This is a genomic window from Mucilaginibacter litoreus, assembly GCF_042676805.1.
Lineage (GTDB): Bacteria > Bacteroidota > Bacteroidia > Sphingobacteriales > Sphingobacteriaceae > Mucilaginibacter > Mucilaginibacter litoreus.
Map to the genome: position 1 here is coordinate 526,691 of NZ_JBHTHZ010000001.1, position 15,250 is coordinate 541,940.

A 15,250-nucleotide genomic window follows, 5' to 3' on the forward strand; every position below is an offset into this window, starting at 1 on the left:
TTGTAAACCGTTATGGCAGCATTTATGCTATGTTAGGTTACTGTGAAGATACTACAAAAAACACCACGTCAGCTATTCCCCGGATTGTTCGAGTCGGTACAGTCGTCGAACATATTTCCGGATAATAAGACCTTTGTTGATTGCGCGCCTAAACACAGCCCGGATGAAATAATGAAAGCTTATAACGAGCATTTCATTAGTCCTGATTTTGATTTAAAGGCATTTGTGCATGATCATTTTGAAGTACCCGAGGCACATACCATATTTCATACCCATTCAGGCAATAGCATCCGCAAACATATAGACATACTTTGGGGCGTTCTTCAGCGCAAACATGATATTGTTATCAGACCGTCCTCGCTGGCAGCGCTGCCACATCCGTATATAGTACCCGGCGGGCGATTTAGGGAGATATACTACTGGGATAGTTATTTCACCATGCTTGGCCTGCAGGAAGACAAGCAGTTTAAGGTTATTGAAAACATGGTGAATAACTTTGCTTATTTGATAGACACTTACGGTTTTATACCAAATGGTAACCGCTCATATTATCTTACCCGCTCGCAACCACCTTTTTTTGCGCTGATGGTCAACTTATTATCGCAAAGCCATGGCGAGGATGTTTTTATAAGATACCTGCCCCAGTTGCAAAAAGAATACGACTACTGGATGGATGGAAGCGAACAACTGGAACCCAACCAGGCAGCATGCTGTGTGGCGCGGATGGAAGACGGCGCCTTACTGAACCGGTATTGGGACGGCAGCGACCAGCCCCGCGAGGAAGCATATATTAAAGATATTGATGAGGCCGTAAACACTAAACAATCCCTCCCGGACTTTTTCAGGAACATACGGGCGGCTGCAGCATCGGGCTGGGACTTTAGCAGCCGGTGGTTTGATGGTTCAATGTCATTATGCCAAACACGCACAACAGATTACCTGCCGGTAGATTTGAACTGCCTGATGTACTACATGGAGTTATCCATTGCCCGGGGTTACCGTTTAAAGGGCGACGAAGATAAAAGCAATGAGTACCAGGACAAGGCCGGCATCCGCAAAAAGGCTATATTGAAATACTTTTGGGATGATAAAACCAATTGGTTTTACGATTATAATCGGGCAACTTTAAAACTATCGGGCGTGCAAACACTTGCTGCCGTGTATCCGCTTGATTTTAAAATAGCTACTGCCGACCAGGCAAAGCACATTGCGAACGGCCTTCAGGAAAAGTTTCTAAAGGCGGGTGGTTTGCTTACCAGCCTTAACTTTAGCGGGCAGCAATGGGATGCGCCAAACGGTTGGGCACCGCTGCAGTACATGGCCGTTACCGGGCTTGAGCAGTACGGCCATAGCGAACTTGCTAAAGCAATTGCCGACCGCTGGATACATCTCAATATTTGTGTTTTTGAACAAACAGGCAAACTGCTCGAAAAATACAATGTAATTGATCCTACTGCGACGGCAGGCGGCGGAGAATACGCGTTACAGGATGGTTTTGGCTGGACAAACGGCGTTTTATTGAAGCTGATGAACAAATACAATTACGATGGCAAGCCCGACGAAGCTGCCAAATGCGAGTTTCAAGTACCAGAAACAGTATAAGCGTTTGCATTAACTACCTTGCGGGTTTTGGAAAAACAGGCAGGCTTTCATGGCCATCGGCATCAACAGACTGCACGGCAAACAGGTAGTTATCCTTAGAGTACGCGATATCGGCACTGGTGCCGGTAACATAAAATTTCTTTTCCCAGTAAGGGCTGATGGTTTCGCGCATCAGCACGTAATAGCCAACCGGCGGTTTACCTGTTTTAGGCGCCTCCCATTTTAGTTGGGTTTTATTAGTAAGACCACTGGTTATGATGCCTACATTTTGTGGTTGCGCAGGCGCAAGGGCCAAATTAGCCAATACAGAAAGGTTCATGCGGGCTACTTTTTGCGTATAATTATAATCGGCAAAATCAGGCAGATCGCCGTAGTTTATACCATTTTCGGTACGTATATCCTGGTGCTGGCGGTTAAAATCCTCATTCATCTCGGTAATACGTATGGCCGTATACCCTTCTTTCGAAAACGGTGTATGATCACCGCCACGCAGGTACCTGTCGCGACGGTAAATCAGTTTTACATCCAGTTGATCTACGTACCGTTCGGCAACTTCTTTGGTGTAGCGGGCCAGCTCCCGTGCAGGGCTATCATTTTCGCCACCTACCGCATTGCGTATGGCAGCATCCTTCTCTGTTTCGGCAGCAGGTACGCCCTCACTGAATACACGCACGCTGCGGTTATCTTTCAGCCCGGTTTCCATGGCGTAAGTGTTGCCAACGATATCGTTATTCAGCATGGCGTCTATCTGCCAGCCTTCGGCTTTTGCGCGTTTGGCTACGTTTGCAGAGCCGTATAGCCCCTGCTCCTCGCCTACAACGGCCATAAAAATTATTGTCGACGGGAAAGATCGTTTGGCCATTACCCTTGCCAGCTCCATGGATACGGCCGTACCAGAGGCATCATCTACAGCACCCGGCGCGAATGATTTGATATTCATTACATCAGTAACCCTCGAGTCGTAATGCCCTGACACCATGTAAATGCGTTTATCTGCCGTGTCGGTACCTTTTAATATCGCCAGTACATTTTTCATGGGTGTCGGTTTATCAATCCTGCTACCCTTAGGCTGTATAAATTCGTCGAATATTACCTTCATTCTTCCGTTAGATGCCGCGGCGTATCTTTCATATTCGGCCTTTATCCAGTTACGGGCAGCGCCTATGCCTTCGGTTTTGCTTGTGGTATCACTAAGGGTATGCCGTGTTTTAAAGCTAACCAGTTTGCGTACAATGGCTTCAATATTTTTGGAAGACACCTCATCTACCATTTGCTTAACCACGGCGTCTTGCTTTATAGTAGTTTGTGCCGATACAGAACCAGCTAAAAACAGCAAGGAAAGAAGGAAGATGTATTTCATAAAGCAATTTATGAAATTGCCGGGTACAAGTAATTGATTGAGCTATTTTGTTACATAGAAAAGCCAGTATCGCTGCCGAGATATCCGCTGCGCTAATCTCTCGACATAGCATTATTCAAGCTTTCATCTTGCGTCAGCTGGAAGCTGACCTTAGATGTGGCACGAGCTTAAGCTCGCGCCAGCAATTGACGTTACCGTTATTTAAAAGATGTATTGTCGATTTCATTTTAGGAGATATTAAGATAATTTATTTCGCGCTATCATTGTTTTGCTGCAATGAGAGTAAGTGATAGATCTCCACGTTGGTAATTGCAGAAGCCTGTGTTAAATAGCTTATGATCTGCTTTTGTAGATTTAATTCCTTTTGCATCAGCGGATGATTTGAAATTGCTAACTCAAATTCTTCCCTGTTATGATAGTTATAATTCAAGTCTATCACATCCTGTACAAACATGTCAACCGTGTCAGTAGCAAGTGTCGAAACCGCAATTACTCTGTCAGGAGATTCATTTTCTATAAATTCAAGCGATTCGGCAATTGCCACACACGTATCCAAAGCGGCTGAACCCCACAGGTCGGGGAAATCTTCTGTGTGAGGCGCAATGTCTTCTACCACTGCAAGTAGTTTTTTTGCATTTTCATGATCAACCGATTTCAATCCTATTTGATCACGTATAAACGCAACCACATGTTTCAATAAGGTCGGATTGCCCCAGTTATGCTGTTCATAAAAGGTCTCATAGTTAGGCAGCAGTCGTTCGCAAATTAAGTAGCAAAATGTTAACTGTTTCTCAAATGCCAGGTTCTTTAATGTATCGAGTTCAATTTGCATTTTAATGTCAGATAAAATAACCCCCAATATATGCTTCTATCATACCTTTATAGACCTTAGATGCGGCACGAGCTTAAAGCTCGCGCCAGCAAATTAAGATTCAAATATCTCTTTGCTGTCGCGAGATTAACGTAGTATATCTCGTGACACGGCACGGTTCAAGCTTTCAGCTTGAACCAGCTGAAAGCTGACCTTATGCATGAAATGAGATATCGCGTCTCTACATTTATTATTTTACAGTATAGGTGACTTTATTTAGTCCCACACCGGTTATCTTCAACGATTTCCAGTTGGGCGGAAGCGTGCTCTTGATCTGAGTAATGCCGGTTGGCGTAATATCCAGCCCGCCGAAGCCCATCAGCATACTTTGTAAAATACCACCTGCGCCTGTGGCGAAATATGGATTGGTACCGCCTTTTGTTTCGGCAATCACCCTGAATGGCGGGTTTAAATTTGGTTCATAGGCATCCTTAAACCAGTGATATGCTTTTTGCCCGTTACCCAAACGTGCGTAAAGCAAAGCAAATACGCCTTGTGTCATGGCCGGGGTGCCTTCGTTAGGTACACGCGTTTCGTAATATTCCAAATCCTTTTTTATCTGCGCAGGGTCGGTTATGGTTTTAAGCGGATAGGCAAGCAGGTTTACATCTGCTTGTTTAATACCTTCGCCTTTATATTGTGCATGTTCCTGTGTAACACCGTTACTCATTTTAAGTATAGGTATGTTATTGGCTACATGCACCCAATCGGTGTCGGCCTGCATGCCTAATAATTGGGCCGCTGCAGTGGCGTTCATTAAATTGGCTTTTGCCGCGGCATTGGTAAAGGCATTATTATCAATATTTTCGGCCCACTCATCAGCAGCAACAACATTCTTGATATCATAATGACCCGGTCCGTTACGCTCTACCCTGCTCGCCCAAAAGTCGGCCGTGGCTGAGAGTATAGGCCAGCCTTTATCGCGCAGCCATTGTTTATCCTGCGTTACGCAGTAATAAGCCCAGGCAGCATTGGCAACATCGGCACTGATATGATGTTCAAACGGGCCACTTAGCGCCCAAACAGGGGTTTCCTCAACACCGCTGTCTGCACTTTCCCAGGGGTACATCGCCCCTTTATAGCCATGCGAAAAAGCGTTCTTACGGGCATTATCCAAACGCTCATACCGGTACTCTATCATTGATTTCGCAATCTCGGGGTGCAGCACCAACATCGCCGGGAACATCCATAGGTCTGTATCCCAAAAAACGTGTCCATTATACCCTAATCCCGATAACCCCATTGGCGATGGGGATAAAGCTGTTCCTGCACGGGAGAATGAATACAAGTGGTACAACATGCTATGCACATCCTGCTGCGCCTGTGCGTCGCCTTCTATTTGTATATCACTTTTCCAAAGCTCATCCCAAGCTTTGTTATGGAATTGTATTAGCCTGTCTTTCCCTTCCAGCTTGGCGAAAATGGTAAGGCGCTCGGCCTCGTTCAACGGGTCAGCATGATGTGCAGAGGTGATAGAAGAGCCTGTAACGCCATATTTATAAGTTTGCCCTGCTGAAATGCTTTTACTGAACTTCATGAGGTGCATATTATTGTCCCACATCTCGTGTATTACTCGTGGCTCTTTGCCATGCTCCTCGTTAAATAAAAAAGATGTCGACGCGCAAAGCTGCAGTTTCCCGGTAGGCGATTTCGCGGTTGATGTAAGCAGGCTGATGGTTACGTGCGGCCTGTCTATCTCGTTGTAGTAATTTTGTACCTCCTTTAAAGCATCGGGCGCTTCCATTACGCTTGCCGCAGTAATATTGATGGCCTTCTTTGCAGTCACGGTTACATCCATTAAAACGGTAAATGGCAACTGCCTTAATGAATAATAAGTATAGCTGATAGTTGCTTTGTCGCCATAGTCAAAGGTTGTGGTCATGGCAGCGTGCTGCATATCCAGTTGCTGGCGGTAGTTGCTTACCATTTTACCATCCAGGCGCCTGCCATCCACCTCCAGGTACATATTCAGCAAATTGAAGCTGTTAAGAAAATTGCTTACCCGGCCGCGGCCATACAAGTCATAAGCCCCGGCCAATACTACATTTTTAACTTTGAAAGGCTCGGGCGAAGAAACTATGCCTATCATACCATTAGCTACGGTAATGCCGTAATAGTTGTTAGGATCTATTTTGTCGGCTTTAATCACCCAGGGGCTAACGCCTTGCGCCCATGCGCCGGTTACTGTAACAATACTAAACAGTAAAGCAACTATATTTCTCATTAACGCTCGGGTTATTTGATTTTTAATTGTAATTTCTGGTTTACCAGGTCGCCAATTTTGCGGCCGGTTTGATTGCCAATGTCGCAGGCAATTTTATAATGTATACCACCATAAACCCGCGATATGGCGGCTTCCAGGGCGGCAGCCCTAAAAGATTTGAAAGAGCGGGGAGGTATGCCAAATTCTGCTTCGGACGAGTCGGTATACGCTTTGTTATCGCCAAAGCTTTTGGTAAGCGTTTCTGCCGCGGCTGCAGAAATTACCGCATGCCCGCTGATGTACTCGGGGAATGGGGGCGTTTGGATGTGCGTTTTCCAATCAGGATCAATAAATTTATTGATCACCGTTTCCGGCCTTACACTATTGGCTTTGTATTTTACATACCAGCAGTTAATAAAAGCATCAAACAACGCGATAGAGGCGGTAGTATAGGCCGCTACGGTTGTATTAAAATCTGCCTTGTTCATTTTAGAGCCAATGCCTGCAATATTCATCCAGTGCCCTGCAGGACCAAATTTTTTGGTAGCGAATGAGGCATGACCAATTACATTAAGTTTAAATGCGTTATCATCCCAAAAATCGGCCATGTGGGTTTGATCTTTGGTAAGGCTGTCAACCATGTTTTTCACCTGCATTACACTTTTATAAAACACACTGTTTTTATCGGTCATGTTATAGGGCGGCGGCTCGGGCGCGGGTATTTGCGATGCAGAATCTAATACCATTGGCCTTATTTCGCCCCAGTGAGGTTCAAGCGCCTGCGCATACATAGGTGGTGTAGGTATCCAGCGGCCATCCGTACGCGTTACAGTATACTTGCTTGCCGAGCGGGTTTGCGCGTAATTATCTTTCTTGCTCCATTTCAAGATATGCTTGGCAACAGTATCAGCATAGGCCACCGAGTTTTCAAATACATCTGACGGCATTCCGGCTGCTTTTGCTTTTTCTTTCAACTCGTCAACATACAATGACATACTTCCTTCCGGAAAGGTAACGGCATTTCCTACATGGCAAAAAGACAATAGTGAAGCAAACTGAAAATCGATATTTTTTTGTTTATCGGGCTGAGGGACGGCAGGCAGGTGCTTTATCTGGCCAGCCAAAGAGCGGTAATGTTTTGAGTCGCCGGCGGCAATTACTTCGTACGCCGCGATATTGGCGTAAACATAATTGCGTGATGCAATAACCGGCGGGAAATTATTTTCAAGGACGATATCGTTAAGCCGTTTAACAGTAACGCGGTAAAGTTCAGGGTCGTTAGTAACTTTTTTGTAATCGGCATTTTTGCATGATGCAAATAGTAACATTGCACATGCTAAACGTAACAGAACGCGGTTCATAGCTTAAATTATTGGTACAAAACCAAACCACATAAGCAGGATGGTTTATATTGGCTTTCTTGTATTTACAGGCTAAATATAAGCGTTTTTTGTTGATTAAACGAGCACTTTAAAGTTTGATTTTTAATGCCGTAAATAGTTACTTTTACGCCCTGATTGGTTAACCAGCCATATAAACCATTACTATTGCTTACATGAAAAAACCTGCTTTAATAATTCTGGGTATTTTACTTTTGGCTTTCATCAGCATCTATTTTATTATCCCTCAAAAAATACAAAAAACAAATATCATTGAAATTGATGCTAACGATATAAACGTAGCTAAATTCCTGGTTAATAAAAGAGCGTGGCCAAAATGGTGGCCCGGGAAATCCAACAGGTCCGATAGTAATAACTATGAATTTAACAATGCGGTTTATCAACTAAAAAACAACACCAACATTGATATATACATGCAGGTGAAGCACGAGAAGCTGTTGATTAACGATAAAGCTTCCTATCGTATAAGCGGCGACGGCGCCTGTAAAGTGATATGGGAAAGCGAGGTACAAAGCAGTATTAACCCTGTTAAGCGGATTGAAGAGTTTATATCGATGAACAGGCATTCAAATGATATCGACAACATTTTAATACACTTTAAAAAATTTATGCAGACAGATACCAATGTATATGGGATGACCATTAAGCTGACAAAGGTTAAAAACCCTATAGTACTGGCTGGCACCATCAATACTGCCGAATATCCTAAACCTGCGCCTATTTACCGGTTAATTAATGATCTGAAGAAGCAGATAAAGGCAGAAGGCGCCATACAATTAGATTCGCCGATGCTGAATGTCAATCCTGTTGATAAGGGCTACGAATCCATGGTTGCAATAACTATTAACAAGGATATTAAACCTGGCCAAAACATGGTGATCAACCACCTGGTTAAAAATGCCAACCTTTTAGGGGTACAGGTAAAAGGCGGCAAAAACACTATCTTAAACGCGTTTGAACAGTTAAAGCGCTATCAAAACGATCACAGGCTGATATCTCCGGCCATGCCCTATGAGGTACTAATCACCAATCGTTTAACCCAACCGGATACATCAAAATGGGTTACTAATATATATTGGCCTATATTTTAATCAGCGGGTAATCATTATCAGTTTGCCGTTATAGGTAGCGGCTATAAAACTATTACCAGTGGCTGTTTTGTATGGGTACAGGTGTGTTATCTGCTGCGAATTCAACAAGCTATTTATCCAGTATTCTGGCATCGAAAACTGTTTGGTTTGCTTGTTGTAATGTGTAGCAACCAAACCCAGCGCATCATACTTACCTTCATAAGGTACAACACCCCAAAAATTACCGCTCAGTAAAATATCGTGCTGCGCATTATTTATAGGCAGCATTTGAGTTATTGGCGCCTGCTGATATAAATATGGCAAAGTTACAATGTCTTTTGCCCCGGATACATTGCTTATAAACATACTGCTGAACTGATTGGCTTTCAGGCGGCCATTAGTGGTAATATTATTCTTAAATATCTCGTCGGTTGTTTTGTCTGCCATTTTCTGGAAACTTAAAAACTCCTTTTTCAGATAAGGTAATTCCTGCTCCAGATCGTTTTTCGGCCTGAAGGGATAATATTTACCGTCAACAAAGTAAGATAAGATCAGGTCGTTCTTTCCGTCTTTGTCAACATCGTTGTTATAAGCATAAAGCGGTTGTTTATCTGTAACGTTGTATTTATTGTTTAAACCCCAGTTGCCTGCAAGCAGGTCGGGTTTGCCATCGCCATCGGCATCTGTTATAAGGGCAGACTGCCACCAGCCTTTTTCATTATCCAGCACTGCCGACGATAGCTTCACCAGCTTTTTGTTTTTATTGAGAAATACCTGCACCGGCTGCCATTCAGCGCTTAGAATTATATCGGCTGAACCGTCGCTATCGGCATCGGCTACTGATATGTCGGTGATATGCTTTATTGAGGTAAACTCCTTATAAACATCATTGCCTGCTATTGAAAAATCACCGTTGCCTCTATTTAACATCATTAAAGATCCGGCTTCAGCAGTATAATCTTTAAATGATACAGAACCAGCTAAAAACAAATCCTGCAAACCATCGCCATTAAAATCATACATCAGTACCTTTCCTGGCAATGCCGTTATTTTGGGCAGTGCTTTACGCTCAAATTTAAAATCGCCTTTATTGATGTATAAGCGTGGTTGATTACGGTTTTCCGGCTCAATAAAAGGGTGACTTGCGCTCAGCACAATCAAATCAGGCAGGCCGTCGTTGTTAACATCCCCCCATGTGGCGTTCACATCGGCCATTTCTTTATCAGGCGAAAAAGCTTCCACCTTGATTTTGGCAAACGTACCCTGCCTGCTACCTGCAAATATATATTTTTCTTCTCCGGCTACTCCGCCAACATATATATCTTCAATTCCATCTTTGTTAACATCAGCTACGGCAACGGCAGGGGTATGCGGCTGGTAAGTATGCGGAATAAGATTATAATAGTTAAAATCCGGCGTTTCAAAAGGCGCAACAGTGGCCAATACGCTTGCCTTTACCGGGGCGTATGTAAATTGTTCTTTGTTGCTGATAAACCCATTAATCAATGCAGTTACATCATCCGCAGCCTGAGTTTTTTCTTTGTGGTACTTTATTACTGTTTTTTTATTCAGCGAAAAGCTTTTGATGACCTGGTAACTATTATCCGGCCATAGTACCAACAATTTTTCAGGTTTATCGCCTGGTAAAAATGTGAAAGTAGCACTGCTGCCCTGGGTGCTGGCATAAGCCGTGCTGGTTTGTATTTCCTGGTGATCTGCCTCTTTATCGGAGAGCAAAAATAACTTTGTGCCTATACCATTGCGGTTGCCTGTTGTGTAGTCGACAGAAACATTTAAATACGACTTTTTTTTATCCTTGCTGTTCTCCATCGTCATGTTCTGATAGATGTAAGCAGGCTCATCCATATTGTTTGTGATAAGCTCAAGGTCGCCGTCGTTATCAAGGTCGACAGCTACCGCGCCGGACGACATAGACGGGTCATTCATATCATTACCGGCTGATATATCATTAAATTTAAGCTTATCGCCGCCATGATACAGGTAATTATGAACGTGCCCATCAGGCATCAGGTTTATTTTTTCTTTATCAAAAAAACGACTGGTCTTAAAGTCTTTAATCACATTCGGATCGCCCAGGTATTTAAGGTAATCCATGTCATTCAAACGCTTTTTGATACCGTTTGAAAAAAACATGTCCTTACGGCCATCCATATCAAAATCCTGCACCAGTGGCGACCATGTCCAATCTGTAGCCGAAAGGCCCGAATAAAGTGCTATGTCTATGAATTTCTTTCCGTTTCCAACATTCAATTGCAAACAGTTTTTTGAATACTGATAGTAATATCCCGCGCTTACCTCCTGGTTATAAATATCAAGCGGTTCATCGTTGATTGTCGATTTAAGCGCCTTCATTTCACCCGGAAGCATATCCGTGCTGATCACATCCAGATAACCGTCCTTATTAACATCGCTGAGCGTGTTACCCATAGAGAAAAGGCTGGTATGCCCAAAGGCATTTTTCATTTCCTCTTTAAAAGTGCCGTTGTGTTGGTTAAGGTAATAGTAGTCCTGCTCAAAAAAATCGTTGCTTACATAAATATCATCCCAACCATCATTGTTCAAATCTCCAACGCTTACACCAAGCCCATATCCTATTGGCGCCGAATATATGCCCGAGCCATCAGTTACATCAACAAATTTATTATTATCGTTTCTGAACAGATGGTCGCCGGCATCATGACTTTTTCTGAAGCGCAGTGTAGAGTCTCCATAAGTATCATTGCTGTGTACCGAAGAAGTAAGCAAAAACATATCCAGATCCCCATCCTTGTCATAATCAAAGAATGATGCCTGGGTGGAAAATCCTGCAAAATCCAACCCATATTTAGCTGCCGACTCTGTGAAAGTTAAATCACCGTTATTAATGTAAAGCTGATTTTTGCCTTTAAAAGTTTTGAAATCAGATACCACACAAACGTAGATGTCCTTATAGCCATCGCCGTTGATGTCAACTACGGTTACGCCGGTTTTCCAGCTGCCGGTACCAGTAAGGCCTGCTTTTGAAGTTATATCCTCAAACTTTAAACCGCCTTTGTTAAGGTATAATTTGTTAGTGCCCTGGTTGGATATAAAATAAATATCCTCTAATCCATCGTTATTAAAATCGGCTGTGGCAACGCCTGCCCCGTTATAAAAGTAAAGGTAGTCAAGTATATTAACAGAATCTGTCGGGGAGTTTTTATTTACAAAATCGATGTTGGTTTGACTGGCCTTGAGCAGTTTAAATATTCCATCGCCACTTCTTTTAGGCTTGCAAGACGAATAAATAATTATGCCCATTACTATTATTGCACAAACAATAATAATCTGCCTGAATAATGGCTTCGATCCTTGCTTTTTTACCTTAGCTTTTGGCATTTTATTAACGTAATTTGTAGGCTTTAAGCTTATCGTCGTTTAACCCGAACATGAAGTATTTTTGTGCATTTGCATTTTTTAACACCACCGATGAGCGCACCTGTCCGCTAATTTTAATACCGCTTTTTGAAGGCGGATAATAAATGAACCCGTTATTTGTATACTTATATACTGTTCCGTAACTGGCATCTAACCGGCCTACCTCGGGCTTAAAGCCATAAAAATTACCGGCTAAAATTAAGTAAGGTGTGCCGCTGTTGTCAATGTCATCACAAATTATAGTGTTTACCGACGACAACTGGGCGTTATAGGGCAATTGCTTGCAATTGAACGTGCCATTACCCTGGTTTATAAATACGGCTGATGCAAGATAATTCATTTCATGCACTTCTGCACCCTGCAGCATTTCGTCGATAAATACCTCGTTAAAGCGTTTACCGGCAAAGTCGGTGTAATGCAGGTATTGTTTTTTTAGTATGGGCATCTGCCCTACCAGATCCGGTTTCATATGAAATACATAGGGCTCATGCTCGCGGTAAACAGATGTTATACACTCTTTGGTACCATTGCCATCAAAGTCTTTCACATATATCCGCATTGGCTCCTTTGAGGTAGCATGGAATTTAGAGTTCAGGCCGATGTTTCCCGCTACTATATCCATCTTACCATCGCCGTTGATGTCGGCAACCTGCAAACTGCTCCACCAGCCTTTGTATTTATCTAACTGGGGGTCATAGGTAAAATTACCTTTATAGTTCTTGTAGATTTTAATACCCATCCAGTTACCTGCAATAATTAAATCAGGGTAGCCATTGCCATCGATATCCGCCCATTGGGCGGCGGTTACCATACCGGGGTGAATATCGCCCAATACACGAGCGGAAACATCTGTGAAATTACCTTTGCCATCATTATGCAATATGTATGATTTTGGCGATACCGCATAAGTACCCGGCACACTGCGGCCACCTATAAACAGGTCTAAGGCACCATCCTTATCATAATCGCAAGCCATAATTACCGATGCATTTACTGCCGCATGAATTGCTTTTTGAGCATTACGATGCAGATTACCTTTTCCGTCATTTTCATAAAAGCGGGGATAGTAAATATTGGTACCGGCCTCGTCTGCATTACCACCTACGCCAATAATCAGGTCCTGGTCGCCATCGCCGTCAAAGTCGCCAAAGGCGGCGCCCGCATTTTCCAAATAAACCTGCCTTTCCAGGTCAGGCGGAACATAACGTTTAAAACGACCGTTTTTTTGCTGCACATAGATAGCTGCAGGGTTGTCTTTTGAGCTGCCAAAGTAAAAATCATCAAGGCCATCATTATTGATATCGCCTTTGGCCATATAAGGGTTCTCGGTAGATAACATTTGGAGCATTAAACGCTCATTATCAAAGTCGATAAAACCATCTTCGGTATGTTTAGGAACCGAATCAAACAACGTTTTTTCGGTTTCGGTAAACAAAGTTTTAACGGGTGGTTTAGCAAATTTATATACACCTGTAGCAGCCGATGCATTATAAGTATATGTTTTATTAACGGCCAGGTTTTTAACTGTTTGATATTTACCACCAGGCCAGATGATCTGCAGGGAATCAATTTTTTTGATTTTGCCTAAACCCAGGGTGATCTGGTTAGGCGAAGTACAGCTTTCAAAGCCACGCGTTGGCTGGTGGTAATGCAAAATTGATGTACCCTGTGCAAATACCTTTACCGTAGCGCCCACTCCAAAGCGGTTAAGTCCATCTCCGCGCAAACGCAGGTTCAAATAATTATTATGCAGTGTTTCGGTATTGTTTTTATACACAAACAGCGGCATGTTTACATTATTCACCACCAGGTCGTTATCACCGTCATTATCCAGATCGCCGTAGGCAGCGCCGTTGCTGAAAGAGAGCTGATCTAAGCCATACTCATGCGCTTTATTGGTAAATGTAAGGTCACGATTATTTTTAAAAGCATAGCTGCTAACAGGTGTTGATACCATTTTATCAGCAAAGTCTTTGTAATCAAAATTTCTTTTCTCGGCAATCTTCTCCATATTTTCACGGTTGCCTAAAAATTCGATATAATCCTGATCGGTGAGGTCCTTATAAATGCCATTTGATACAAAGATGTCTTTCCACCCATCATTATCCATATCAAAAAATAAGGCGCCCCAGCTCCAGTCTGTAGCGCTTACGCCCGCGTTAAATGCAATTTCAGAGAAAGTACCGTCGCCATTGTTTAACTGCAGGCAGTTTTGCATAAACTGGTTATAATACCCGTCATGCTGTTTTAGCTTGATCACATCAAACGATTCAAAAGAAGTTATCCGTTTTAGGCGTTTATCTCCTTCCGGAAGCATCTCTGTAGTAAAAATATCCAAATTACCATCGTTGTTGATATCAGCTACATCTGATCCCATTGAGGCCAGGCTAAGATGACCCGCTTCGTTTTGGACATCCTCTTTAAAAGTTCCGTTCTTTTGATTGATATACAGATAATCGCGTTCAAAAAAGTCGTTAGATACATAAAGGTCCGGGTATCCATCATTATTCACATCCGCTACAGATACACCCAAGCCAAAGCCAATATCGCTTGAAAATATTCCTGCCTGCCTGGTTATATTGGTAAAGTGCCCGCCATCGTTGCGGTACAGGTGCGCACCACCCAGGTCATCAACAACCTCACGTAAGTTCTTGCTAAAATCAAAAGAGCCGATAGGCCTGAATGAATTGTTGAGGATAAAACAATCCAGATCACCATCGTTATCCATATCAAAAAATACCGACTGGGTGGAAAGGCCCTTATCAGTCAGGCCATATTTTTCGGCCTCTTCTTTAAACGTGCCGTCGTGTTGATTAATAAAAAGCTCGTTCCCTTTTTTATCAATGATATTGCCGCTGTGGCAAACGTAAATATCCAGCCAGCCATCGCCGTTTACATCGGCCATAGTTACTCCGGTACTCCAGTATTTGGTGCCTTTAACGCCTGCCTTATCAGTTACATCCTCAAACTTCCAGTTACCTTTGTTGATATAGAGCTTATTATTACCCTGGTTGGCCGTAAGGTATATATCATTAAGGCCATCGTTATTAACATCGCCAATGGCTACTCCACCACCGTTATAGTAATTACGAAAGGTAAAGATGTTTGTTTCCTTATGGTCGGTAAGCTGATTGGTAAAATTTATGCCCAGATTATCGTTCTGCTGAATAGAAAACAGCGGGTTATCAACACCATTTTTATGACATGATAAACAAACGGCAGCAATAAAAACCAGGGGGAAAAGGGTTCTTTTTCTTAGCATCACAAGCACAAAAAACAAACGTAGCGAATTTCTTCGCTACGTTGTAAATCAAATATAACTAATTG

The 15,250-nt window shown here is 42.9% G+C and carries 8 protein-coding genes; 2 read left to right on the plus strand and 6 right to left on the minus strand.

Going from position 1 to position 15,250, the window contains the following annotated elements; genetic code table 11:
• Positions 1–42 precede the first annotated feature (42 nt).
• Complete coding sequence (gene treF / locus ACFQZX_RS02530) at positions 43–1,602, plus strand: alpha,alpha-trehalase TreF (protein WP_377111052.1); 1,560 nt, start codon at positions 43–45, stop codon at positions 1,600–1,602.
• A 13-nt stretch (positions 1,603–1,615) separates the two neighbouring features.
• Here treF and ACFQZX_RS02535 read toward each other — a convergent pair whose 3' ends face one another.
• From ACFQZX_RS02535 to ACFQZX_RS02550, 4 genes are all read right to left on the minus strand, one after another.
• Positions 1,616–2,962, minus strand: a complete 1,347-nt coding sequence (locus ACFQZX_RS02535; protein WP_377111053.1) for a M28 family metallopeptidase — start codon at positions 2,960–2,962, stop codon at positions 1,616–1,618.
• A gap of 247 nt (positions 2,963–3,209) precedes the next feature.
• Positions 3,210–3,794, minus strand: a complete 585-nt coding sequence (locus ACFQZX_RS02540; protein ID WP_377111054.1) for a DUF416 family protein — start codon at positions 3,792–3,794, stop codon at positions 3,210–3,212.
• Positions 3,795–4,023: 229 nt separating this feature from the next.
• A complete protein-coding gene (locus ACFQZX_RS02545; protein ID WP_377111055.1) occupies positions 4,024–6,057 on the minus strand; it encodes a glycoside hydrolase family 65 protein in 2,034 nt (677 codons plus the stop codon).
• A gap of 11 nt (positions 6,058–6,068) precedes the next feature.
• Positions 6,069–7,364, minus strand: coding sequence for a vanadium-dependent haloperoxidase (locus tag ACFQZX_RS02550; protein ID WP_377111056.1), 1,296 nt, complete (start codon positions 7,362–7,364; stop codon positions 6,069–6,071).
• 227 nt (positions 7,365–7,591) lie between these two features.
• On the opposite strand from ACFQZX_RS02550, the gene ACFQZX_RS02555 reads away from it, so the two are divergent.
• Positions 7,592–8,527: a hypothetical protein gene (locus ACFQZX_RS02555; protein WP_377111057.1), complete on the plus strand. Its 936-nt coding sequence runs from the start codon at positions 7,592–7,594 to the stop codon at positions 8,525–8,527.
• On the opposite strand, the gene ACFQZX_RS02560 is transcribed toward ACFQZX_RS02555, so the two are convergent.
• Entirely contained in the window at positions 8,528–11,884 is a 3,357-nt protein-coding gene (locus ACFQZX_RS02560; RefSeq protein ID WP_377111058.1) for an FG-GAP repeat domain-containing protein, read from the minus strand.
• A 4-nt stretch (positions 11,885–11,888) separates the two neighbouring features.
• Positions 11,889–15,185 (minus strand): VCBS repeat-containing protein, encoded by a 3,297-nt coding sequence (locus ACFQZX_RS02565; protein ID WP_377111059.1) that lies wholly within the window; start codon positions 15,183–15,185, stop codon positions 11,889–11,891.
• Positions 15,186–15,250 lie beyond the last annotated feature (65 nt).